At 72.3% G+C, this 21,596-nt stretch carries 26 protein-coding genes and 2 pseudogenes; 1 reads left to right on the top strand and 27 read right to left on the bottom strand.

Going from position 1 to position 21,596, the window contains the following annotated elements; translation table 11 throughout:
* Positions 1–5: 5 nt before the first annotated feature.
* The 3 genes from OG715_RS14245 to OG715_RS14235 form a co-directional block, all read right to left on the bottom strand.
* Positions 6–368 (bottom strand): hypothetical protein, encoded by a 363-nt coding sequence (locus OG715_RS14245; RefSeq protein ID WP_266269096.1) that lies wholly within the window; start codon positions 366–368, stop codon positions 6–8.
* Positions 369–506: 138 nt separating this feature from the next.
* Positions 507–974, bottom strand: coding sequence for a hypothetical protein (locus OG715_RS14240; protein WP_266269094.1), 468 nt, complete (start codon positions 972–974; stop codon positions 507–509).
* A 44-nt stretch (positions 975–1,018) separates the two neighbouring features.
* Positions 1,019–1,366, bottom strand: coding sequence for a DUF317 domain-containing protein (locus tag OG715_RS14235; RefSeq protein ID WP_266269093.1), 348 nt, complete (start codon positions 1,364–1,366; stop codon positions 1,019–1,021).
* A 196-nt stretch (positions 1,367–1,562) separates the two neighbouring features.
* On the opposite strand from OG715_RS14235, the gene OG715_RS14230 reads away from it, so the two are divergent.
* A complete protein-coding gene (locus OG715_RS14230; RefSeq protein ID WP_266269091.1) occupies positions 1,563–1,826 on the top strand; it encodes a hypothetical protein in 264 nt (87 codons plus the stop codon).
* A gap of 9 nt (positions 1,827–1,835) precedes the next feature.
* Here the strand turns inward: OG715_RS14230 and OG715_RS14225 are convergent, their stop codons facing one another.
* The 24 genes and pseudogenes from OG715_RS14225 to OG715_RS14110 form a co-directional block, all read right to left on the bottom strand.
* Positions 1,836–2,579: a helix-turn-helix domain-containing protein gene (locus tag OG715_RS14225; RefSeq protein WP_266269090.1), complete on the bottom strand. Its 744-nt coding sequence runs from the start codon at positions 2,577–2,579 to the stop codon at positions 1,836–1,838.
* Positions 2,576–3,424 (bottom strand): DUF317 domain-containing protein, encoded by an 849-nt coding sequence (locus OG715_RS14220; protein ID WP_266269088.1) that lies wholly within the window; start codon positions 3,422–3,424, stop codon positions 2,576–2,578. The genes OG715_RS14225 and OG715_RS14220 overlap by 4 nt, the downstream gene beginning before the upstream one ends.
* Before the next feature lie 19 nt (positions 3,425–3,443).
* On the bottom strand, positions 3,444–4,292 hold the full coding sequence (locus OG715_RS14215) for a DUF317 domain-containing protein (protein ID WP_266269087.1): 849 nt from the start codon (positions 4,290–4,292) through the stop codon (positions 3,444–3,446).
* Between the two features lie 17 nt (positions 4,293–4,309).
* Positions 4,310–5,101: a DUF317 domain-containing protein gene (locus OG715_RS14210; RefSeq protein WP_266269086.1), complete on the bottom strand. Its 792-nt coding sequence runs from the start codon at positions 5,099–5,101 to the stop codon at positions 4,310–4,312.
* 114 nt (positions 5,102–5,215) lie between these two features.
* Complete coding sequence (locus tag OG715_RS14205; protein WP_266269084.1) at positions 5,216–6,037, bottom strand: winged helix-turn-helix transcriptional regulator; 822 nt, start codon at positions 6,035–6,037, stop codon at positions 5,216–5,218.
* A 15-nt stretch (positions 6,038–6,052) separates the two neighbouring features.
* Positions 6,053–6,901, bottom strand: a complete 849-nt coding sequence (locus tag OG715_RS14200; RefSeq protein WP_266269083.1) for a hypothetical protein — start codon at positions 6,899–6,901, stop codon at positions 6,053–6,055.
* Complete coding sequence (locus tag OG715_RS14195; RefSeq protein WP_266271672.1) at positions 6,898–7,557, bottom strand: hypothetical protein; 660 nt, start codon at positions 7,555–7,557, stop codon at positions 6,898–6,900. The genes OG715_RS14200 and OG715_RS14195 overlap by 4 nt, the downstream gene beginning before the upstream one ends.
* The gene (locus OG715_RS14190; protein WP_266269082.1) at positions 7,557–8,075 is read right to left on the bottom strand and encodes a hypothetical protein; all 519 of its coding nucleotides are present in this window, start codon (positions 8,073–8,075) and stop codon (positions 7,557–7,559) included. Before OG715_RS14190 ends, OG715_RS14195 begins: the two co-directional genes overlap by 1 nt.
* Positions 8,072–8,812 carry a glycosyl hydrolase gene (locus tag OG715_RS14185; protein ID WP_266269080.1) on the bottom strand — a complete coding sequence of 247 codons (741 nt, stop codon included), beginning with the start codon at positions 8,810–8,812 and terminating at the stop codon, positions 8,072–8,074. Before OG715_RS14185 ends, OG715_RS14190 begins: the two co-directional genes overlap by 4 nt.
* Positions 8,809–9,399 (bottom strand): DUF4913 domain-containing protein, encoded by a 591-nt coding sequence (locus OG715_RS14180; protein WP_266269079.1) that lies wholly within the window; start codon positions 9,397–9,399, stop codon positions 8,809–8,811. Before OG715_RS14180 ends, OG715_RS14185 begins: the two co-directional genes overlap by 4 nt.
* 143 nt (positions 9,400–9,542) lie before the next feature.
* A complete protein-coding gene (locus tag OG715_RS14175) occupies positions 9,543–10,247 on the bottom strand; it encodes an HAD family hydrolase (protein ID WP_266269078.1) in 705 nt (234 codons plus the stop codon).
* Between the two features lie 28 nt (positions 10,248–10,275).
* Entirely contained in the window at positions 10,276–11,487 is a 1,212-nt protein-coding gene (locus OG715_RS14170; RefSeq protein WP_266269077.1) for an MFS transporter, read from the bottom strand.
* Between the two features lie 159 nt (positions 11,488–11,646).
* Positions 11,647–12,660: a DNA cytosine methyltransferase gene (locus tag OG715_RS14165; protein WP_266269075.1), complete on the bottom strand. Its 1,014-nt coding sequence runs from the start codon at positions 12,658–12,660 to the stop codon at positions 11,647–11,649.
* A pseudogene (locus OG715_RS14160) lies at positions 12,656–12,844 on the bottom strand (DNA cytosine methyltransferase); the annotation flags it as partial. The pseudogene OG715_RS14160 and the gene OG715_RS14165, both read right to left, overlap by 5 nt.
* Positions 12,841–13,455 (bottom strand): hypothetical protein, encoded by a 615-nt coding sequence (locus OG715_RS14155; protein WP_266269074.1) that lies wholly within the window; start codon positions 13,453–13,455, stop codon positions 12,841–12,843. The gene OG715_RS14155 and the pseudogene OG715_RS14160, both read right to left, overlap by 4 nt.
* Complete coding sequence (locus OG715_RS14150; protein ID WP_266271671.1) at positions 13,452–14,648, bottom strand: DnaB-like helicase N-terminal domain-containing protein; 1,197 nt, start codon at positions 14,646–14,648, stop codon at positions 13,452–13,454. The genes OG715_RS14155 and OG715_RS14150 overlap by 4 nt, the downstream gene beginning before the upstream one ends.
* Positions 14,648–14,881 (bottom strand): hypothetical protein, encoded by a 234-nt coding sequence (locus OG715_RS14145; RefSeq protein ID WP_266269073.1) that lies wholly within the window; start codon positions 14,879–14,881, stop codon positions 14,648–14,650. Before OG715_RS14145 ends, OG715_RS14150 begins: the two co-directional genes overlap by 1 nt.
* 168 nt (positions 14,882–15,049) lie before the next feature.
* Positions 15,050–15,541 (bottom strand): hypothetical protein, encoded by a 492-nt coding sequence (locus OG715_RS14140; protein ID WP_266269072.1) that lies wholly within the window; start codon positions 15,539–15,541, stop codon positions 15,050–15,052.
* Positions 15,538–17,329: pseudogene (locus OG715_RS14135) on the bottom strand (type IV secretory system conjugative DNA transfer family protein). The gene OG715_RS14140 and the pseudogene OG715_RS14135 overlap by 4 nt, the downstream one beginning before the upstream one ends.
* A 95-nt stretch (positions 17,330–17,424) precedes the next feature.
* Positions 17,425–18,069, bottom strand: coding sequence for a hypothetical protein (locus OG715_RS14130; protein ID WP_035800249.1), 645 nt, complete (start codon positions 18,067–18,069; stop codon positions 17,425–17,427).
* A gap of 42 nt (positions 18,070–18,111) precedes the next feature.
* Entirely contained in the window at positions 18,112–18,759 is a 648-nt protein-coding gene (locus OG715_RS14125; protein ID WP_266269070.1) for a hypothetical protein, read from the bottom strand.
* A gap of 33 nt (positions 18,760–18,792) precedes the next feature.
* Complete coding sequence (locus OG715_RS14120) at positions 18,793–20,034, bottom strand: hypothetical protein (RefSeq protein ID WP_266269069.1); 1,242 nt, start codon at positions 20,032–20,034, stop codon at positions 18,793–18,795.
* A gap of 184 nt (positions 20,035–20,218) precedes the next feature.
* The gene (locus OG715_RS14115) at positions 20,219–20,716 is read right to left on the bottom strand and encodes a hypothetical protein (RefSeq protein ID WP_266269068.1); all 498 of its coding nucleotides are present in this window, start codon (positions 20,714–20,716) and stop codon (positions 20,219–20,221) included.
* Between the two features lie 33 nt (positions 20,717–20,749).
* A complete protein-coding gene (locus tag OG715_RS14110; protein WP_266269067.1) occupies positions 20,750–21,508 on the bottom strand; it encodes a hypothetical protein in 759 nt (252 codons plus the stop codon).
* Positions 21,509–21,596 lie beyond the last annotated feature (88 nt).

Below are 21,596 nucleotides of genomic sequence, written 5' to 3'. Positions count from 1 at the left end.
GTGATTCAGTCGGCGAGCCGGTAGGAGCGCATCGGCAGGGACTCGCCCTCGGCCTCCTGGACCACGAGGCCGTCGGCGGTCAGGCGGTTGAGCGATCTGGCGACCGTGCGGTCGGGCAGGTTCAGCGCGTTTCCGATCTGGCGGACGCGGGCACCGTCGGAGGCCTTGGCGAGGTGCGCGACGACCTTCCGGTCGCGCCGCAGGCCCAGCTCGTGGACGTCGTCGAAGGTCAGCAGCAGACCGCTCGTGGTCAGGGCAAGGCTGAGGATGAACGCGGTGGAGTCCGGCTGGACAGAGAAGGCATTGAGCGTGCCGAGCGCGGCGATGGCCGGTGCGGGGATTCGGGTGACGTCGATGCTGAGCTTCACGCGGAGGCCCTTTCGGTGGTTGCGGTATGCCCGAAGACGGGAGCTGCTGGTGACGGCCGAGGGAGGATCCGGCGGCTGGGCGGATGCCCGGCGTGGGCCGGGCATCCGGGCAGTGCGGTGTCTTGCTGGTGGTGTGGCTCAGCTGGCCAGGACGAGGGAGGCGCTGGTGACGTCGGCCGTGGTGTCGAGACCGACGGCGAGCGGCCCGGACGTGGCGCTGGCCTGGTGGTCGGCGAGCCAGCGGGCGACCGAGTCGGCGCATGCCCTGCGGTCGTCCTCGAAGGAGAGGCTGCCGTCGCCGAAGTAGACGTCTACGACGTCGTCCTCGTCGGGGTCGAAGGGCGATGTCGCCGCCGGGTAGAAGCAGGCGAGCCAGGCGTGGTGGTCCTCGGCGGGGCGCGCGATCTGGCCGTCGTCGTCGGTGATCAGGAGTTCGCCGCCGGGTACGAGCAGGGACAGGGCGAAGTAGCCGCCACCGGTGTGGACAGGCTCGAAGGCGAGGCCGCGCTGCCGGAGAGTCTGGTAGATCGCGCGTCCGGCGACCGGGCTCTCGCTGGCGGGCAGTTCGTCGGTGAGAGCGGACTCGATGCTTCGAACGAAGGTCAACGCGGCTTCTCCTGGGGCTGGTTGGACGATACGAGTGGGGGAGGTCAGCGGGCGTGGGTGGCGATGAGTGCGGCGAGGAACCCGGCGACGGCCTCGGCCGGGGTATGGATGCCGAACTCCTGGGTCCACGGCTCGGCGTCGGCCGGGCGGACCTGGACGCGCCAGACGATGCCCCGCTGCCAGGCACCCGGGTCTTCGGGCAGCCAGCCGACGTAGACGCGCCCGTCCGGGCTGGTGCAGTGCACGTTCGCCTCCGGGGTGTCGACGGTCGGCCAGCCGAGCCCGACGAGAAGCGCGAGCACGGGCTCCGCGCAGTGGTCGGAGGCGAGCCAGGAACGGTCCTCGACGGCGGGGCGGACGGTGGCGGGCAGGAGGCTGCTGGGCGCGTTCACGGGGGCTGGTCCCTTCGTTGACCTGCGGTTTCGGCGACATGAGAACTTTGACATGCGCCATGCCGAAGTCCGTAGTCATTTCCGGGATCAGTTCGGTCTGCCGTGGGCGAACCGGCGGGAATGGATCGCCGGTGCCGGGTGCTGAAGGAGAGTTACGGCGCGCGGCCGTACACGGGCCCAGAGGGGGAGGACGGCAGTGGAGCCGAGCAGAGGCCGCGACATGGCGGCACTGGAGAGCAAGATCCGCAGCGCGGGACGGCCGTGGACGATGGGCGACCTCGTGATGATCGCTGACGGCCAGTGGGCCGTGCCCACGGCGGACCGGGCCGGGCGGTCGAACGACCAGGTGGTCCGAGCCCGGCTGCGGGACGGCCAGCGGGTCGAGCTGACGGTGGAGGAGCTGGCTCGCGCGGTGGGTGTCGCCGACCCTGGCACCCACCGCGACCGAGCCGAGGACTGACCTCGGGTCCTAACGGTGAGCCGCGGGAGCCGGCGCACGAGCGGCGGGTGCCTGCGGAGCGGGCCGGTCGGCGGGCAGTCCCAGCGGCCGTGAGGGCGCGGTGCGGGCGGTCGCGGCTCGGACCCGCTCGGCGTCCGGGCCGCCGTCGGCCTTGAGCGCGTACTCGCGGGCTTCGACGAGGTGGATGATCGCACTCAGGGCGGTGTTGCTCTCGGCGTACGCGGTCCGCAGCGAGCTGGCCGCAGAGGTGATCCGGTCGAGGTCGTAGAAGGCCGGCACGTGGCCGGGCCGCGTCAGCGCGTGGAGGCGGTCCTGGTGCACGACGGCGGAGTTGGAGACCACGGCAAGGTGGCTCCTGGTGTGCATGACGGCTCGGAGCAGGGGGTCCTCGACGGGCTGGCGGACCGATGCCTTCTCCAGTTCGGCGATCGGCCGGGCCCAGGCTTTCTCGATCAGGGCATCGGCGTGGTCGAGGGCGGTCGGGTCGGACACGGTGTTCTCCGGTGGGGCTTGCTCGGTGGGAGCGAGTGAGGTGGCGGCCTGGGCGGCCTGCTGCGCGGAGTAGAGCTGGACGGCGTGGTCGTTGGTACGGGCGCCCAGCTTCCGGCGGGCTCTGGCGGCGCTGCTGTGAAGGGGCGCGGCCTGGGTTCCCTGGCGCCGAGCGACTTCGGCGATGGTGTAGCCCTCCGTGAGGTAGCGCAGGAGGGTGGCCTCGGCGGGGCTGAGGGGTTGGCCGTGCAAGGGCTTGCTCAAGGTCGGCTCCTTCGGGGAGTTGCGGCGGTGCCCGCACCGACTGGAGCGGGCGCCGGGGTCGGTGGGGTCCGGCTGGTGGAGGAGGCGGAGGTCGAGCGGGCGGTGGCGGCGCTGATGCGCGCGAACTCCAGCGGGGTCGGTGCGGCCGGCGTTGCGGTGGCCCCGGCGGCGAGGTGCTCCAGGTCGATGCGCCGCATGGACCGGTGGACCGGCGCCGGGTCGCTGACGGCGGTGGTCAGCGCCTGGAGGAGGTGCTCGGGCAGGCGGGAGGAGGCCGTGGCGTACCAGACCCGGCCGGGCGCCCCGGCCTCGAACAGCCACCGTTCGGTGGTGCCGGTCATCTCGGCGCCGTGCTCCAGGGGCTTGTCCCGGACGTGGAGCCGGACGAAGCGGTCCGGCGACCGGTAGGTGAGGAACGGGGTGGTCGGATCCAAGCTCCACTCGCCGGCGAGGAGCCCCAGGCACGTCTCGACGCCGACGGTTCGTCCGCCGTGGTCGAGGTAGGCGCTGGGGCCGCTGGCGTAGGCGTCGGCGAATGCGGTGGTGAAGTCCGCGACGACCTCGGGCGGGGCCTGGTAGTCGAAGGTGACCAGCCACTCCGGCGGCGCGAAGGCGTCCGGGCCCGCGCTGATCTTCCACAACACCGGGCCGTCGCCCTCGGGAAGGTGCGCCAGGCGGGCGCGCAGGTCCGCTGAGATGACGAAGGTGTTCCCCTCCTCGTCCCGGCTCTGAGCCCACCCGGCGGCGAGCAGCGGCTGGACGGCCTCGGACCCGTCGGAGTCTGAGTTCGCCAGGTAGCGGGGGGCGATCTGGTACTGGCGAGGCTTCTCAGGAGTGTTGGGCATGCCCGGTCCTCGCGCCGGGTCAGCGGGCACGGCCGGCGAGCGCGGGCGCCGGGAGCGCCGCGGGCCGGGTTGTGGTGGTGTAGGCGAGCACCGAGGCGTTCGCGCTCGGTACGGGGGCGGAGCGGGCGGTTGCTGCTCGGATGCGCGCGACCTCCAGCGGGCTCGGGGCGATCGGCGTAGCGGTTGCCTGCGAGGGCAGGCTCGCCAGTTCCTGCTTGCGCAGGTACCGCTGGACCGGTGCCGGGTTGGTGACAGCGGTGGTGAGGGTGTCCAGGAGGTGGTCGGGGAGGTTGGTGGTGGCGGTGGCGTACCAGCGGTGGCCGGGCGGCCCGACTTCGAACAGCCAGCGCTCGGTGTCGCCGGCCATCTCGGCCTCGGGGTCCAGGTAGCCGAGCCGCCGGTGGAGTGCCACGAGCCCGTCGGGCGAGCGGAAGACGGCCGTCGCCCGCTCGGCCTCCAGACGCCAGCCGTTCTCGCCGAGGAGACGGTCCGTCACGTCGAAGCCGCCGCCGGCACCTTCCCGCACGGAGTTCGGCGCCGCAGAGTAGGCAGAGGCCAGGGCAGTGGTGAATTCGCCGACGATCTCGGGTGGGGCGGACAGGTCGAGAGTGACCTGCCAGTCGGGCGGTGCAAAGGCGTCGGGGTGGGCGTTGATCATCCACAGGTCGCCGCGCTCGCTTTCGGGGAGGAACCCGGTGCGGATGGTGTGGTCGGGCGAGGCGACGAAGACGTTGCCCAGGTCGTCGCGGCTCAGGGCCCAGCCCGCGTCGAGCAGGGGGACCAGGCCGGGGTCGCCGGTGTGGGTGGAGTCGGCGAGGAAGCGGGGCGCGATCTGGTACTCGCGCGCCGGGGCGGTGATGTTCGGCATGGACGGGGCCCCTGGGGTCAGCGGCGCCGCGCTGCGGGCGCGGGCCGGGAAGCGGGCGGTGTGGAAGGACCGGGCCAGGCCGGCGGCATCGGGCGGGTGGGGGTGCTCCGGGAAGGGTGCCGTACGGTCACGAGGGCCAGGTGGCGGGTCGGTATGTCGCCGACGAGCCGCTGCACGGGCGCCGTGTCGCTGAAGGCGCGGGCCGCGTGCACGAGCGGGTAGAACGGCACGCCGATCGTGAAGTCCGCGCGCCACGACGGGTGTTTCGGATCGCCGGCGAGCATGCTCCACGACGGCGGGGCAAGGCCGGCGACCTCGGCGTCGTGGGACTGGTATCCGACGCGGTGCCGGTAGACGGCGGTGTGGTCCGGCGCGACCTGGTCGTGGAAGCCCTTGGGAGCCTGGTCAGGTCGCCAGCCGCGGTCGGCCAGGACGGAGGCAGGGGTGTCGGGATGGTAGTGCCGGCCTCCGCGCAGGTAGTCGCGGTGCTGGGTTCGCAGGCCGTCGGCGAGGACGGTGACGAACGCGGCGGTGATCTCGGCGGGGGTGCCGGGGCCGAAGCTGGCCCGCCACAGGGGTTCGGAGCCGGGACTGGCGTACCCGCGTACGGTCCAGGCCCCGGGCTGGCCGGTGGGCCCTTCGCCGGTGAGGACGGCGGTTCGGTACGGGCTGGTGAGACGGGTGGCCCCGTCAGGCGCGTGGTCACGGGACCAACCGTGGATGTCTGCCAGCGCGGTGACGGCGAGCAGGGGGTCGCCGGGACCGGCAAGTCGAAGCGGCTGGACAAGCAGAGGGACTGTGGAGCGCACCGGTGGTTCCTTGCACTGGTGGGGAACGGGCCCGGCCGTCGAACGAGTCGGCGCTCCGGCGTCCGGGCCCATGGCAGGGGAGGTGGGCGAGTCTGCGTCTGGTGATCACGGCGTTCACCGCCTGCGGGCAGGGCTGGCGGCGGACGGGGCAGCAGGGGTGCGGGGCTGGGGCTGGGAGGAGTGGCTGAACAGGGCGGCCGGCACCGCGCTTCGGCGGAGCGCCGCTGCGGTGCGGATGCCGTCGCTGCCGCGGGCCGGGGCGGGGAGGGTGCGAACAGCGGTCGGCACGGGAGCAGTGGGTACAGCCGTGTGGCGCTCTTCCCAGCGCTGGACGGAGGCGTAGACCGGCCCGAGTGCCTGTCCGGCCTCGGTCAGGGTGTACGGGTCGCCGTGCCGGGTGCCGGTCCGCGTGACCAGGCCATCCTCCTGGAGCCGGGCGAGCCGGGGAACGAGCAGCGCCTCGTAGACGTCGGCGGCCTCGGCGAGATGGGTGAAGCGCAGGCTGCCGTGCTCGGCCAGCAGTTGGACGACTGTGGTGGTGTGGCGCGGCTGTAGGCGACTCAGCGCGCCCTCGATCCGCTCGGACCGCCCCTGGGGGCTCCGGTCGATGTGCTCCGACGACCACTGAACCAGGGACCGGTACACGGGGCCGAGGGTGAGTGCCCGCTGGCTGAGGCGGTAGGGCGCGGTCCGGTCGAACTCGGCGTCCCGCCGGAGAAGGCCGGCCTCGTGCATGGTGGCCAGCCGCTTGCTCATGAAGGGCGCACCGACCGATGGGAAGTACGGCGCGAGGTCGCGAACCCGCATCTCCGGGCCGTACTTGGCGATGGTGTGGACGATTCCTGTGGTCCACTTCGGGGCGAGCTGGCGCAGGGCGCCTTCGACGCGCTGCGGATCGGCACCCGAGATGGTGGCAGTGGCGGGCTGAATGGGCATGATCGTTTCTCCAGGTCAACGGGTGCGGGCAGGAGGGGCCGCCAGCACGCCCGGGGCCGTGCCCGGCGTGGGCTCGCTACTCGGGTCGGAGGCAGCGCTGCGCAGAAGCGCGGCGTGCATCCGTCGGCGGTCGGAGGTATGCGCGGCATCGAGTGCTGTCTCGCCTCGCTGCGTCAGAGAGAGCCGTTGGCCCGGCCGATACGAGGCAGTACTGGTGTCGGTGGCGATCAGGCCGGCAACGATCAGGTTCTCCACCGTTTCGAGGTGGACGGGTGCACCGCCGCCGTCGGTGTAGTTGATGTACTTGTCGCCGTGGACGGGGCTGGTGCTGAGACAGAGGTCGCCGCGATTGACGTCCCGCAGCGCCTCCCGCTCGAAGCCCTCCGGGTCGGGGCGGGCTGCTGCACAGAGATCGGTCGATCCGTTGGCCGGCGACTGGCCGGGCGTGACGGGTGCGTTGTCCCGCACTCGCTTCCGTTCTGGCGCCGTCGACGGTGGTCCGGCTTCGGCGCATCGCTCGTAGGCGTAAATCGCGCGGGTGAGCTGCTGATAGGCCGCGCCTCGTCGAGCGGCGAGCAACTCGACCTGGAAACCGGTGGATTGGATGACGCCGTTGGTGCCGCGCATGGCGGCGTGGTCACCGCGGGCGATCGGCTCCAAGCGCTCGATCACGAGCTGGGCACGGGTGGTGAGGTCGCGGTGGAGGTCGTCGACGTCGCGGGAGGTGGTGGCGATCATCTGGGCGAGGTGGGCGATCGGGCTCTCGTGCAGGTGCCCTGCGGCCAGGGCCTGGGGGTCTTCGGCACCGAGCCGGTCGAAGACGAGGTGGGCGCCGGGCTTCTTGAGCGGGTCGTGGGGGTTCACTCGGCCGCCTCCATGCGGGCGAGCAGGGAGCGGACCAGGGTGGGGAGGCTGCCGGGGCCGTCGCTGATCCGTACGTCGCTGGTGGCCTCGTCGACGATGTACTGAGCGTCCTCGATCAGGCCACTGCTGATCTCCATGCAGGCGTCGGTGATCGTGGCGGCGGCCCGCAGGGCGTCGGCGAGAACCTCGACGTAGGCGCTGGGCGTCATCCCGGCGGCGTCGGCAGCGGTGCGGATCGCGGCCAGCTCCAGCGCGCTGAAGGAGTAGTCGAAACCCTCGTTGTCCTCGCTCGGATCGAGGACGGCCTCCGTCCCGGGCTCCAGCGCAGGGATGCCGGCGCGGGTGCAGATCGCGTCCACGGCCGTCGTGAGCTCTGCGAGAGATTCGGTCAGCCAGCCTAGGGCGGAGGCGTAGGAGGCGAGGGCGAACAGGCCGACGGGGGTGGCCGGCAGCGGTTCGTCGAGCAGGTCCTCCAACCGGAAGTTCAGTTCTTCGACTACGCGGGGCCCGGCGGCGAGCGGCCCGAGGACCGGGTGGAGGTAGGAGCGGGTGGCCGGGGTGGAGTACTCGGCGGTGAGGATTCCGGCGACGTCCTGGGCGGCGTCGGTGAGCCAACCGGCGAGGTCGGAGCGGGTGGGCGTGCTGTTGGTGGTCATCATCGGGCCTTCCGGGCAGAGGTGGTGGGGGCGAAGCCGGGCGAGGCGGTCGTGTATGCGGTGCCAGCGGGGCTGCGGTTCTGCGGGGGCCGCGCGGAGCGCGCACGGGCCGCCTGGACCCGCGCCTCCTGCGCCGCCCGGACGCTGGCCTCCTGGGCCGGGTTCATGCCGGGCGCGACGGTGAGACCGGTGCGACCCAGCCGGTTCTGGGCTGAGCGGTAGACCGCGTAGTCGAGGCGCGGGCCGGCGGCGACGAGGTAGACCTCGCGGGCGTGCTTGGAGGTGGGCGGTGCCTCGCGGAACTGCACGACCAAGCGGTGGGTGGCCCAGTCGCCACCAGCCCCGAGGACGACCTTGTGGCAGCCCTCCAGGCGTCCGTCGAGGCGGCTGGCGACGCGCTCGCCGTGGACCATGTCCTGGAGGTGCAGCAGGGCCTGGTCCCTTATGGGTTCGGGCAGTTGGCGCAGGTCGGCGATGGCGTCGGGGTGCGCGGCGAAGGCGAACTTGGCGCGGCTCACAGTGACCTTCCGAGGGACTGCGGGGGGTTGACGGGGGTAGCAGGCGCGGCCGGGGCGGGGCCGGTCGGGCAGAGTGGAGCGGAGCGGGAGAGCGCTGCGCTGGTCCGCAGGGCCTCCGCGTCGAGGCGGTACTCGGGCGCCTCGGGCAGCGGGCTGGAGCGCTTCTCCAGCCAGTTGTCGGCGGCGGCGTGGTCGGCGAACGCCCCTTCGCGCACCGTGTAGGTGAACTGGTCAGGCTGGAGCGTCTCCAGGAACAGCCGGACGGGTAGGTCCTTGTCCTGGCGGTCGACGGCGATGCTCCAGCCCTCGACATCGGATCCGTCGATGACCTGGTAGCCGACGACCTCAAGGCGCTCGCCCGAGCGCCGGATGCGGTCCTCGACCCGGACCGAGAGATCGTCGGCAGGGGTGGGAGCAACGATGGTCGGTGCGAGTGCGTCCGGCGGGCAGCCGCGGTTGACGAGCCAGTTCTGCGCGAACGCGAAGGTGGCGTGCTCGGCGCGGCGCATGCCGAAGGCGGCCTGGCTGCTGTCACGGATGATGTCGAAGGAGACGATGTTGGGCATGTTGGGATAGCCCCACGTCGCCGAGGCGTCGAAGGCGATGATGAAGCTGCGCTCGCCCGCGTCGTGCTGGGAGAGCGTCTTGAAGTCGCCCACCCAGGTGCAGTCGTAGAGGTCGGCGCTGAAGTCGTCGGCGGGTTCCAGGCCGTCGAGCCGGAAGTCAGTGGCCTTCATGCGGCGAGCCCCAGCTGGTCGGGCGACGCCAGGACACGGTGGTTGGGCCGGGCCGGGCTGGTGGTGCATGCGGCGAACGGTCCGTCCGGGGCACGGAGCTGGAGGAGCGTGTGGTCGAGATGGTCACGGTGCCAGGTCGACGGGCCCGTGAGGCCGGCCTCGGTGTCGGTCAGCTGTTGCCACGCGAGCCAGAGCCCGTGGAGGCGGGCGACGGCCTCCTGGTGCTCGTACCAGCGCGCGCACCAGGGCCGGGTCGAGCCGATCTCCCGCCCGTAGGTCGGCAGGAGCACGTGGGTAACCCAGTTGCCGAGGGCGGCCAGCTCGGCGGCGTACTCCGTGCCGCCCATGGCCAGGATGAACACCGACGCCGGTCCGTCGGCTTCGGCCTCGGCGGAGCCCGCCTCCGGCTCATCGTCGCCGAGGGCGGTGCTCGGGTCGGGCTCGGCGCCGAGGCGGTCGAGGAGGACGCCGTGCTGGCGGACCTCGGCGATGGTCCGTGCGAGGGTGCTGGCGAGGTCGTCGAGGTCCTCGTCGGGGATGCGGATCGGCTCGGGCTCGGGGGAGCCCGTGGTCGTGGCGTCGGACATGGTTCATCCAGGTGGTTCGGGCGGGCAGGGGACGCGGGGGAAGCCGAAGAGGGTCTTCTGCAGCGGGTCAAGGGCGTGCTCCAGGGGTGCGGGTGGGAAGAGGATCCGCGGATTCGGCGGTTTGGTACGGCTGCCAATTCGTGCTAGGAGCAGACCGGTTGGGCGGTCCGGGCGATGAGCTGCGACCCGAGGGCGACGGCGTCAGCGAGGGTGTCCGCCAGGGGGTGGCCGGCGGCGGCGAGCTTGGCGGGGTGGTGGAGGCCGCCGGTGTGGAGGACCGCGTGCGCGCCGTTGGCGTGGGCGGCGTCCGCGTCGTCCAGGGCGTCGCCGACCAGCAGCACCCGGTGGCCCTGGTCGGCGAGGCCGAGAGCGTCGAGGTGGGCGGCCAGCGGGGCCGCCTTCGTGCCCCCGGACGCACCGGTACGTCCGTCGATGCGGTCGAAGAGGTGCCCGATCCCGGCCTCGTCCACCTCGGCCAGCAGGGTGTCGTGCGGGCAGAGGGACAGCAGCGACTGCGTGTGGCCGGCCTCGTGCAGCGCCGTCATCAGCTCGACGGCACCGTCGCGGACCCGGACGGGCTGCGCGCGAAGGTGCTCCAGGAACGCGCCGTCGCTGTCCAGCCACTCCTGCTCGGTGATCTCGCGCCCGAGCAGCCGAGCGTAGAAGTTCGGGATCGGCACGGTGTGCTTGGCCCGGTAGGTATCCCGGTCGACGAGATCACCGCCGAGGGCGGGAAGCGTCGCGTTCAGCGCGTCGACGTGGTCGTCGAGGTCATCCTTGACCGTGCCGTTCCAGTCCCACACAACGTGCATGGTGGGGAGGGGAGTTGTGGGGGTAGTGGTGTTCATGGTGGTTCTTTCGGCTGGAGCGGGATGGTCAGGCGGAGAGCAGGTGGTTGAAGCGGCGGAGCAGCCAGAGCGCGGCGCTGGCCCCGGCGAGCGGGACGAGGGCGACGAGCAGCGGGCCGCCAGTGCTGGCGAGGGAAGCGAGGCCGGTGCCGGCGGCCTGGCCGACGCCGATGCAGGCGATGAGCCAGGCGAACGCCTCGGTCGATTCGGCGTCGGGAGCGAGGCGGTCGACGGTCAGGAAGCTCGCGGTCAGCAGCGGGGCGAGGAAGGTGCCGGGCAGGACGGCGCCGAGCGCGGCGATGGCGGGCACCGGGTCGGGCAGCAGCACCATCCACCCGGCGGCGAAGCCGATCGAGGCGGCCACCAGGTGCCGGGCCGGGGCGCCGGGCCAGACGCGGCGGCCGTAGGCCAGGCCGCCGAGCATGCTGCCGACGGACAGCGCGGCGGGCATCACCCCGGACAGCCATCCGGCGTGGTGGCGCTCGGCAGAGGCGAGGGCGAGCACGTTCACCGCGCCCAGGGCGACGCCGGTCCCGGTGAGAGCGGCGAACAGGACCCGCAGACCCGGCACCCGAAGCGGCCCCAAACGGTCTGCCCGCTCGGCCGTGGTGTCCGGCCTCCACCTTGCGGAGGGCTTACTCGTGATCACCAGGCCGGTGCCGAGCAGGCCGAGCGCCGCGGTCGCCGTCAGTGCAGCAGGGGCTCCGGCGCCGGCAGCGAAGCCGGTTGCCAGCAGTGGGCCGACCACGAACACCAGGCCCTGCGTGCTGCTGTCGAGCGCAAGCGCGGCACGCTGGCGGTCAGGGTCGGGAAGGACGTGCGGCCACAGCGCCCGAAGACCGGCCTCCAGCGGCGGAGTCGCGAGGCCGGCCACCAGGACGGTCAGCGCGCCGAGCACCGGGTGCCGGGTCGGGCCGGTGCACGGAAACAGCAGGAAGGCCGCGCTCGCGGCCGGGGCTGCGGTGTAGAGGACCACGGTCTGGCCGCAGCGGTCGACCAGGCGGCCGAGCATCGGCTGGCCGATCGCGGCGGCCAAGCCGTACAGCGCACCGAGTAGTCCGGCCAGGGCGAGCGAGCCGTGCTCGGCTCGCACCAGCAGAAGGATCGCGACCGGGGCCATGCCGGTGGGCAGCCGTCCGATCAGGGTGCCTGAGAGGAGGCGGGCGACGTGCGGGGCGCCCAGGACAGCCCGGTAGCTGCTGTCCTGGGCTTGGCCGGAGACGACGGGGGTGGTGCTCAAGGGGGAGTCCTTCGGTCGTGCGGTCGGCGGCGCGCGGGCGGGTGCCCGGCGGGCCGGGGAATGCGCAGGCATGGCAGCCCTCTCGGTTCGTGCGGCTGCCGGGAGAAGAGTCCGGAGAATCCGCGATTTGGTACGGCCGCGAAAAGCAGGTAGAAGCCCCTACCGGACCCGACACATCAGGCAGTGGGACATCGGTGGCCCCAGCAACTTCAGAGCCCTGGCGGCCTGTTGCGGGACAACGCCATTGCCGAGAGCGGTGAGCTGTGCCGGTCGACCGAGCCCGGGGGTGGCGGTTACCCAGCCAGCCGGAAGCCCTTGCATCCACTCCACGAACTCGGCCCGCAACCGTCCGCCTTCGTCGGTGGCCGGCGGCGCGGGGCGGGTGAGGGTCTCCCATCGGGCGATGGCGGAGGCGTACTGTCCCCACCGTCCATGGTCTGCTCCGACGGCGGGTTCGCCCAGAGCGGCAGGACCACCGCCGACAGCGGCGGTCGCCAGCCCTTCCCAGGCCGCCGCCCCGGGGTGCCCGTGTCGGAGGCCCTCGGCGTCGGCAGCAAAGAGGCGGCTGCCGAAGGAAGGGTCAGGTCCCCGTTCCCGTGCCGCTGGTTCGGCGACCCCTTGATCCCGTCGCTGGCCTTCGGCGTCGGCAAAAGCCACTCCACCTCGTCGGCCAAGTTCGGGCCGTGGCCGCCGCTCTTGCGCTTGGCCGGGTGCTGGCTGCCGCCGTTCTTGGCGATGTTGCTGGTCGGCGTCTTCAGCACCGTGGTCGGCGGGCCAGGCAGTGAGGAAGACCCGGGCCCGGTGGTGGGGGGCTCCGACGTCGGAGGCGCGAAGAACGAGCCACCGCGCGTCGTACCGGAGCTGGGCCAGGGTGCCGAGTACGGCGCCAAGTGCCCGCAGAGGAGGGAGGGTTGCATCGTCTCCCAAACACCACGGGCAGGGTTCCAGGTCGCCAGCGGAACCTGGGGAGGTGAGGAGTCCTCGTACATTCTCGACCACCAGGAGGCAGGGGCGGAGGACTTCGACAGCGCGGGCAACGTGCAGCCAAAGCCCTGATCGGGTCTGCGAGTTGAGGCCGACTCGACGGCCCGCGACCGAGACGTCTTTGACAGGGGAAACCGGCTGTGAGGACCCCGACCCGCGGAACGTTCGCCCAGTCCACCGCCGTGACATCACCGAGGTTCGGCACGCCGGGCCAGTGCCTGGCCAGGATCGCGGACGGGCCGGGCTCGATCTCGGCGTGCCAGGCGAGCTGGCCGCCGAGCACGCTCTGGACGCCGAGGTCGAGCCCGCCGTACCCGCTGCACAGACTCCCGATCAGCGGTCCGGGCGGGAACTGCGGTATCGAGACCGTCATCGCCGGCCTCGTATGGTGGCCGAGGCCGCGACGGGGGCTGCCTGGTGGACGGCCGGGGCGGAGACCGGGGCAGCGGTGGTCGCGGTCGGCGGCGCCCCGGAGGTCGAGGGAGCCGGAGAGCGGGCGAGGGCGGCCTGCCTGAGCTGGACCGACGGCGGGGAGATGGCAGAGGCCGCCGTTCGAAGAGTCTTGGCCGCCTCGGCGAGGTCGTCGCGTGCCGTCTCGACGGCGAACTCGACGGTCTCGCCGGCGATCGTGTGGGCGTCCTTGTAGGCAGGCTCACCACGCTTGCTGGCTGTGCGGGCGACGAAGGCGAGCTGCTGGGCGACCGTGCCGAGGGCGGAGGCCGCCTGGGCGACGCTGCCGATCGCGTTGGCGAACGCCTCGGCCGCGAGCACGGTGTGCTCCTGTGGTGCGGACACCTCTGCGCGGAACAGGTACTCGTCGCCCATCTCGACGATGGAGCCGCCGAGTTCGGTGATCTGGCGACCCACAGCGATGGGGTCGGGCAGGCGGAACGGGGCGTGCACCTTGGGCAACTTGTCACGCTGGGCGTCGAGTGCCGTTGCTGTGGCGTGCAGCAGCAGGGTCTCCGACATAGGGCTGTTCACGGGGTGCTCCGCGGGTGGAAGGAGGGAGAAGTGCGGCGGTGTGGTGCGGTGCCCGACCGGGCAAGGGGAGCTGTCGACGGGGCGGCCTTCGCGGTCGCTGGCCGTGGGGAGCTGCGGGCCAGCGCCGCGTGCACCCGGGCCGCAGGATCGGAGGGTTCCGCCGGGCCGGCCTTATCGGTGCCTGGAGAAGGGCGCCCGTTGGCCGTGCGCCAGCGGGCGCGCACCTCGTCGAGCGGGCCGAGGGCATGCAGGGCCTGGCCGATGAGACGGCCGGGTGCCATGGCCTCGTTCTCGGCCAAGGACCTGATCGTGCTGGCGGCCCCGGCGGCGGTGCGGACGACCGAGGAGCGGATGACCCGATCGCCCAGCCACTCGGCCGAGCCTGCTCCCGGCCCGCCGAAGACGCTGTCGAGCTGCTCGTGCGAGAGGGTGCCGTCGGTCAGCAGGCCGCGCCGCTGGACCTCCCACAGGGCGGTGACCTCGTCGATCGGCTCGCCCCGGTGCTGGAGGGCCCCCAGACACCGGTAGACCTGGCCGTTGCCGGGCTCGGCGAAGTCGCCAGGCCGCAGCCAGTCGTAGACCTCGGCCATCGCCGCGGGCTGGCTGACGAGGACGGCCAGCAGGAACTGCTCGTCCTCGGCCTGCGCGGGTGCGACGGGCGACGGCGTCGCCTGCGCGAGTCCCGCAGCGGTGGGTGCCGGAGCGAGTGGCCGGGGCTCGGTGCCCCATCGGCGGGCGAGATCGCCGAGCACACCCGCCAGGACGTCGGCGTGGTGCAACACGCCGTCGACCTGCTGCTGCTCGGCATCGACCCGGGCGACGTGTTCGAGGCGAACAGCGTGCTCCGTCACGGTCCGGTGGATGGAGCCTTCGAGCACCATCCGGCCGTAGACCGGAGCGTTCTTCGGACGCGGGCACGCGGCGATCAGGGTGTGCGCGTACGAGGCGCTCAGCCCGCGCACGTGGCGGCCGGCCTCGGTGACGGTGCCCGTCAGCCAGGACATCGGCACCGTGCCGTCCGCCTCCCGTCCCGGCCGCTCCTTGGCGTTGATCGTCCGCATCGCGGCGAAGAGGGCCTGGTGGGCCGGTCGGTAGAAGTCGGCCGGCGTCAGCCAGGACAGCCTGTCGAGCTGGGCCGGGTCGAGCAGGACCGCGCCGAGGACGGCCTGCTCGCCCTTGAGCAGGGCGTGCATCACGGTCCCTCCTTCCGGGCGGCTGCCCGCTCGTCCCGGATCCGGGCGACCTCGCGGTCGGCGGCGGCCATGGCGGCGGCGAAGCGGTCCAGCTCACCGGTGAAACTCGGGTCGTTCGCCAGGATCGACCCGGTACTGCTGACGAGCCACCACTGGCCGCCCCGACGGACGACCGGAGAGCCGGCCAGCCGCTCGGAGCGGGGGACACGAGACGAAGAAGTGCTTTCGAACATGGCAACTCCAGGACTCGACAGGGGGGTTTAAGCAGCGAGCGCAAGGTCGCCTACCGCGGGAGCACCAGACCGGCAGGACCACGGGGAGCAGCCGTCGGCCTCGCCGTTCTCCAGCTCGACGTGTGGTGACGGGCATCGGAGTAGGACCTTCGGTGAGGGAGGGGGCGGTCAGCGGCGGGCGGCGGATGGTGGCGCCGGGCGCGCGGGCGGCGGTGGAACGGCCAAGGCAGGAGATCGTCCGGGGAGGGCGTCGCTGGGCGAGGCGGCGGTGGCCGCGTGGACCCTGGCCTCGTCCGGTGCGGACCGGCTGCCGTTGCGCAGTGCTTCGGCGGTTCCGGCGAAGCGACGCTGCGAGGCTTCACGGCCCGACGGCGGTGCCCAGCGGGCGGCGTTGGCGGCGAGTACTGGTGCGAGTGCGCTGACCTCGCTGGCGGTGGCCGAGCCGTGGGCGAGCAGCCGGTTCTGTGCTGACCACAGGTCCAGGGACCAGCTCCCGTTGTCCAGCAGGCCAGCTTGCACACGGGCAGCCCCGGGGGCGTTCTGGTAGACCCATGTGCCGCGTCGCACGTGGCGCCAACTCGGCCCGGCGAACGCAGGATCGGGCTCCGTGTCCTTGGACAGGCGGTCGGGCCACCGGCTGGTGGTGCGCCTGGTGCTCACGACGCCAGCCCGAAGTTGTCGCGGTCAGCGCTGGCCTTGGCGAGGGCACGCTCGGTGATGGCCTTGGTGGCGCGCGAGGAAGCCGGGCCGATCTCCTTGGCGGAGCGCTCCTTGTACCAGGGCTTGAGGTCGAGCATCGCCACCCGCATGCCGGTGGCGAACAGCAGGATCTTGCCCTTGGGCAGCGCGCGGATGGCGTCCGGCGGCAGGATGCGCTCGGTGCGCATCGACACGGAGGTGGACTTGCCGCCGTCGCTCGTCGACACCGAGGTGGTCTGGACGTCGTGCTCGCCGATCTGTCGGGACAGCTTGTCCGCGAAGTCGGCGTCGTCGATGCCGCTGCCGATCACCTTGACGGTGGCTGCGGACCAGAGGGCGTCCATGCCGGCCTCTCCCCAGCAGCGCTGGCCCTGCCGGTAGCTCTGCAGGATGGTCATCGGGATGACGCCACGGCTGCCCAGGTGGGAGTAGAGATCCGGGAGGTCGCTGATGCGGCAGACGTTGGCGGCCTCGTCGAGGACGCACAGCGCGGGCGGGTCGAGGCGTCCGCCGGAGCGCTCTGCCACGATGACGGCCGCCCGCATCACCGCGTCGGCCGCCGCTGCGATGATCGCGCTGGCGCTGCCCCCGCCGTCCTTGCTCAGCAAGTACAAGGTGTCGCGGGAGGTGGCGAACTCGAACGGCTTGAACTCCGGCAGGCCAGGCGTCGGGGTGACCCACGCGGCGATCTCCGGGTCCAGCAGGCAGCTGGCGTACTGCCTCGCGGTCTCGTAGATCCCGTCCCGGGTCTCCGTCGCGCCGGAGACAGTGCCCTGGAGCTGGGCGGCGACGGCGTGGTGGCCGGAATCGGAGAGCAGGTCGACCGGGGTGCGGTCGGCCGGAGAGGCCAGCCAGGCAAGGACGTCGGTGATCGGTCGGCGGTGGCTTGAGGCGGCGAGGAAGAGGGCGCCGAGCGTGTTGCTCGCCGCGGTCGACCAGAAGTCCGAGCCGCTGGATTCGTCCACGGACGCGGTGACGAAGTGCCCAGCGAGTCGCTTCGCGCCGGCGAGGTCGCGGGCGTCGGCGAGGATGTCCCACCACATCTCGCGTGGGTGGTGGGCGATCTGCTGCGGGTCGAGCGTCCAGACGGTGCCCACCTTCGACCGGGCGTCCACCGTGGTGGTGTAGGCGTCGTTGGCCGCCTTGTTCGAGGTGAGCAGAACAGGACCGGGTGCGGCGAGAATCGCGGGGATCGCCAGTCCGGAGGTCTTACCGGAGCGCGGCGCCATGATGGCGACGAGGACGTCCTCCCAGGAGGCACGGACCTCGGCCTTGCCGGGGGAGAGCGTGCCGACCAGGATGCCCCGGTCGTTGGGCTCGACCTCTTTTACACTCCCGGTCGTTCAGGCTCGGGCGCAGGCTGCGGGCCTTCGCGGTGACTTCCTTGTCCAGCAGCGGGGCGAGGTCGGCCTTGCGGGCGAGGCCGGTCTTCGCGCCGCCGCGCCAGCGCATCCACAGCACCAGGCCCGTGATCGTCAGGACGATGGTGAGCAGGCCGGGGATGACGCGGGCGCCGACCAGCAGTGCGGTGGCGCTCAGGTGCGGCCACAGTACGTCGGGGTGGAGCAGAGCGTCGGTGGCCCGGAACGGGGCCCACGGTCCGCTGCCGACGAAGTAGTTGGCGAGGTTGCCGGTCACCCAGGCGAGTGAGCCGAAAGCCAGGGCGGCGCCGAGGACGCCGTAGAGGAGGTAGAGGAGCGCGTCGGACCCGGAGGTGGTCGACGGCGCGCTGGTACGCGGGGCAGGCAAGGGGGTTCCTGGTGTGTGCGAGCGGGCAGGGGCGGGGCGCGCTCGGCTCTCGTACGGTTCACGGGCCTGCTCCTTGCGGATCTAGAGGGAACGTTTCAGCTGGTGGCGGCCGGAGGCGGGACAGCGGACGGCTGGTCGGCGGACACGTTGTCGTGGAGGTCGAGGAGGTTCTCGCCGATGAAGCCGTAGACCGAGGTGATGGTGTCCAGACGCCGGGAGATGCTGAGGAACTGGTCGGCGATGGCTCCGGCCTCCTCGGTGTCGAAGGCGGCCAGCTTGTGCGCGGCGGTCCGCGCGAAGTTCTCGACGGCGACCAGGACGCCCTCGCCCTCGTTGAAGATCGTGTCGGCGATGCGCGCAATGTCGGCAACGTCCTCGCAGCGGTACAGGGAGTCGGAGAGCTCCTCGATATCGGCTTCGAGGGACTCGGTAGGACTGAGCCGGTAGGTGAACCGCTCGGCGTGGCCGTGGATCGTCTTCAGCTCGGGCGGCATCGTCGTCACGTACCGGGCGGCGCTGAGCATGTGGTTGGCGTAGGCGAGCGCCTGGCGTGTCGGTTCGAGCCCCAGATCGGCGGGAAGGGAAGGGAATTCGTAGGGGATGTCGGCGTCGCCGGTGAAGCCGGCATGCGCGAGGAGTTCGGCGACCAGGCCGGGGTTGAAGTCGGCGTCGGCAGTGATGTTGCCCTGGGAGTCCCGCGTGAACGTGACCACGGGTGCGGGGGTGAGTGCGGAGTACATGGAGCGTTCCTGTTCGAAAGGGGTCGGGGAGGCAGGTAGGGCTCAGCGAGTGCGGCCGGGAGTTGGCCCGCCGACGTGGGGGGAAGGCGTCGCGGCGGGTGTAGCGGGTCGGGCGCCGGACGGGGCGTGGGCACTGGGCGATCCGGCGATGGCGGCCTGCCGCCGCTTCGCCTCGGGGTCGGGTTCGGGATGGCCGGCCCCCATCACGTCGTGCAGCAGTTCCCGGGTCCGCAGGACCTTGACGAAGTCGTGGTTCCGGGAGGCGCTCACTTCCGCAGGCAGCGAGGCGATGCCGTCGAGGGCGGCCTCCAGGTCCTCCTGGACCTGGGCCAGCATCCGGTGGGCGGAGGCCAGTCGTGTCCACACCTCGAAGGCGGGGTTGCTGTGCGGGGCGTCGAAGTCGAGCCGGGCCCTGGCCCAGTCGGCGGACGCGGCGACCAGTTCGGTGAGCTGCGGCAGCGGACCGACGAGGGCGCTGGTCGCTTCCTCGACGATCCCGGCGACGTCCTGTGGGTTGGCCGTCACTTCGAGCCGCGCGATCATGCCCGGCATCGAGTAGGGGTCGGCGGCTGGCGGAGGGAAGTACCGGAGCTGGAGGGGCTGGGCGGGATCCGGTCCGTGGGCGAGGCGGATGTTGTGCTGCATCGCGGCCCCGATCGCCTCGCCGATCGACGGGTAGTGCTCAGGCATCGGGCCAACTCCACTGAGGTGTAGGGGTGGTGGTCACCGCGTGCGGCCCGGCGTCCGGGGCCCCGCAACGGCCGGCGGTGCGGTTGCGGTCGCCACGGTGGCGTTCACACCGCGGGCGGCGACGGCCGGCGAGGTGGCGCGGGCCGCGCGGACTGCGGCTGAGTAGGAGGCGGAAGCCCGACGGTCGGCGGCACCTTCCGTGTGGGACTTGGCGCGCTGCACCTCGTCGACAGCCCCGGCCAGTTCGGCCTGGGCAGCGACGAGCTGGTCGGAGGCGACGCCGAACCGGTCCGAGAGTTCGTACTGCTCGGGGTCGAGGTCAGTGATCTGCTCGGAGGCGATCTCCAGGGCTTCCTGAAGGCGGACGAGCGCTCCGTCGTCCGGGTCGAGCAGGTTGTCGAGCACGCCGGCGAGTTCGTCGAACTCGGTGGCGGCGCGGAGCTGGTCGGTGAGGTGGAGGAGCTGCTGCCCCGCGGTGTTGAGTGGCTCGATGTCGAGTTGGGGGTCGATGTCGACGTCGTACCGGGCGGCGCGCAGCATCTCTGCCGCGTGGGTGGCGATGGCGGCGCTGTCGGGGCGGGCGGTGGAGCTGGGAAGTCGGTGGCGGCGGCCGTGCCAGTCCTCGATCTGCTTGAACCCTGCGTGCTTGAGCAGGGCGGCGGACAGGTCGTCGCTGGAGCCCTTGGCGACGACGCTGCCGCTCGGTTCGAGGCTGATGGCGATCACGGGTGCGGGTATGCGGTAGTCCTTGGCGGTGGTGACGGAGGGCGCTGACCGGTTGAGGTGGCCGAGGTCGGCGGCGATGCGGTGGCATTCGGCCTGTGCGTGGAAGGCGTCCCGGTAGGTGCCGTGGACGCTGCCGTCCTCGCGGACGACGGTGGCGACGATGTGCACCGAGCGGTCGAGGGTTCGGATCGCGGCCCATCGGCAGCCGTCCGGGTCGTCTGCGGGGGCGAGTCCGGTCGCGGTGACCAGACGTCGGGCGACGGCGGCCCACTGGGCGTCGGTCAGGTCCGGGTGGCGCGGGTCGGAGCGTACGGAGCACATCCACACCGGGCGCTCGGGTGCCCGGGAGCCGATCCGGGTGGCGGGGGCGTCCAGGACGCCGCCGCCGAGGACTTCCTGCGGGTCGCCGAAGAGGGGGAGCTGTTTGCCTGCTCCGCGGTAGTCGGCATCGATCAGCCGGGGCTGCAAGCGGTAGCGCGGGTCATTGTGCCCGTAGAGGGCGGGAATCAGCGCGGCCGTGGTGGTGGCGCGCTGCAGGTGGGCGATCACGGCGTCCCCTCTCGGACGGGCGGCGGGGCCCGGCGGGCGGGCTGGCAAGGAGAGGATCCGCAGATCCGGCGGTTTGGCCCGGCCGGAGATCGGTGGTAGGAGCTGGCGGCCGGAGCAGCCTGGTGTCGGCGTGGCGATGCCGTGCTGTGGCCGGTGCCCTGCGCCGGGGCAGGGCACCGGCAGGTCACACGAAGGGGTTCTCGGTCGGCCGGTCTGCGTCCACGGCTGCGGTCAGCAGTTCCTCCAGGTCGCGGGGCTCGGAAGCTCGCTGGTCGATCCACCAGCCGGCGCGTGTGACCGTTCGGGCCCGCTCCTCGATCTGCTCCCAGTCGGTCTCGGACAGGCCGTCCTCCTGGACGAGGACCGTGTAGGCGGCGGCCAGGAGCTGGTGGCGGCAGCGCACGCCCCAGGCCCGGCCCTTGTCGGTGCCCTCCAGCGGCGGCATCCGGTACTGCTCGGACCAGGCGTCCGACTCCGCCTGCTCGGCGGCGCGCTTCGCCTCCAGCCAGGTGGCCTTGTCGGTTTCGTCTCCGTCCTTCGCCGCCCGCCAGCAGTCGGTGCAGTCCTGCTTGGCGAGCCAGTCGGCGAACCCGGCGCGGCGGTCGGCCGGGCGGTCACCGAGGTCACGCTCGCTCTCGTGCCCGCACGAGTGCGAGATCTTCCATACCTTCTTCACTGCCATCTCGGGTCCTTCGTCTGATTAGGGGGGCTGGGGTCAGCGGGCACGGGCGAAGGCAACTCGCGGATCTGCTGCAGTAGGTGGCGGGCCCGACGGAGCAGCGGCCTTCGCGGTGGTCACCGAGCGGGCCGCAGGGCTCTTGGCGAGCGCGGCCTCGTCGACACGGAACCTGCGTGTGGTGAACGCCTCGGTGGCCGGGGCCCTGCGGGCGGCGACGGAGTCAGCGAGCTGCGGATGCATCGCCACCTGGTAGTTGCCCCGCTGCAACGCCACCGTGGTCCTGGCGACCGCGTCGAGGGACTGCGCCCGGGTGGCGGCCGGCGGGGCGAGGTAGATGTCCAGCTCGCGGTGGTGGCGCCAGCCGTCGGTCTCCAGGAAGACGGCCGGGCTGAGCGGCTGGTTGCCGCCGACGGCGGCGACGACGCCCAGCCGCGGGTGTTCTGCGAAGGCGACGTCAGGGCCCGTGTCCACTTCGTGGGCCGGTGGTTGGAGGGGCGCGTCGATCCGCGTCCGCGCTGTTTCGGTGGCGTTCGTGGGCGCGAGGGCCAGGTCGGTGTCGACGCGGTAGCCGGCTCCGTTGAGGAGCTTGGCGGCCCAGGCTGCGCGCTCGGTCGGTTCGCGGTGCTGGTCGGTCAGCGCGTACAGGCTCGGGTGGCCGGGGACGGGCTGGAACTCGAGCCGCTCCAGGAACCACTGGGCGGCGGCCGACTGGGTGGGCAGGGCCGCGACGATGCCGTGATCGGGGTGGCGGCCGAGGGCGACGTGGGGCAGGAGGTCGGGTGAATCGGCAGACATGAGGGGGCTCCGCTTCGGGGCACGGGCGGTGGTCGGTTGACGGGGCGCGGTCTGCTGGTACGAGGCATGTGGTGCTCCTTCCGGGCGG

This window comes from Kitasatospora purpeofusca (assembly GCF_036010405.1).
Lineage (GTDB): Bacteria > Actinomycetota > Actinomycetes > Streptomycetales > Streptomycetaceae > Kitasatospora > Kitasatospora purpeofusca.
The sequence above is the reverse complement of the archived record's forward strand: the minus strand, read 5'-3'. Positions and strand labels throughout refer to the sequence as shown.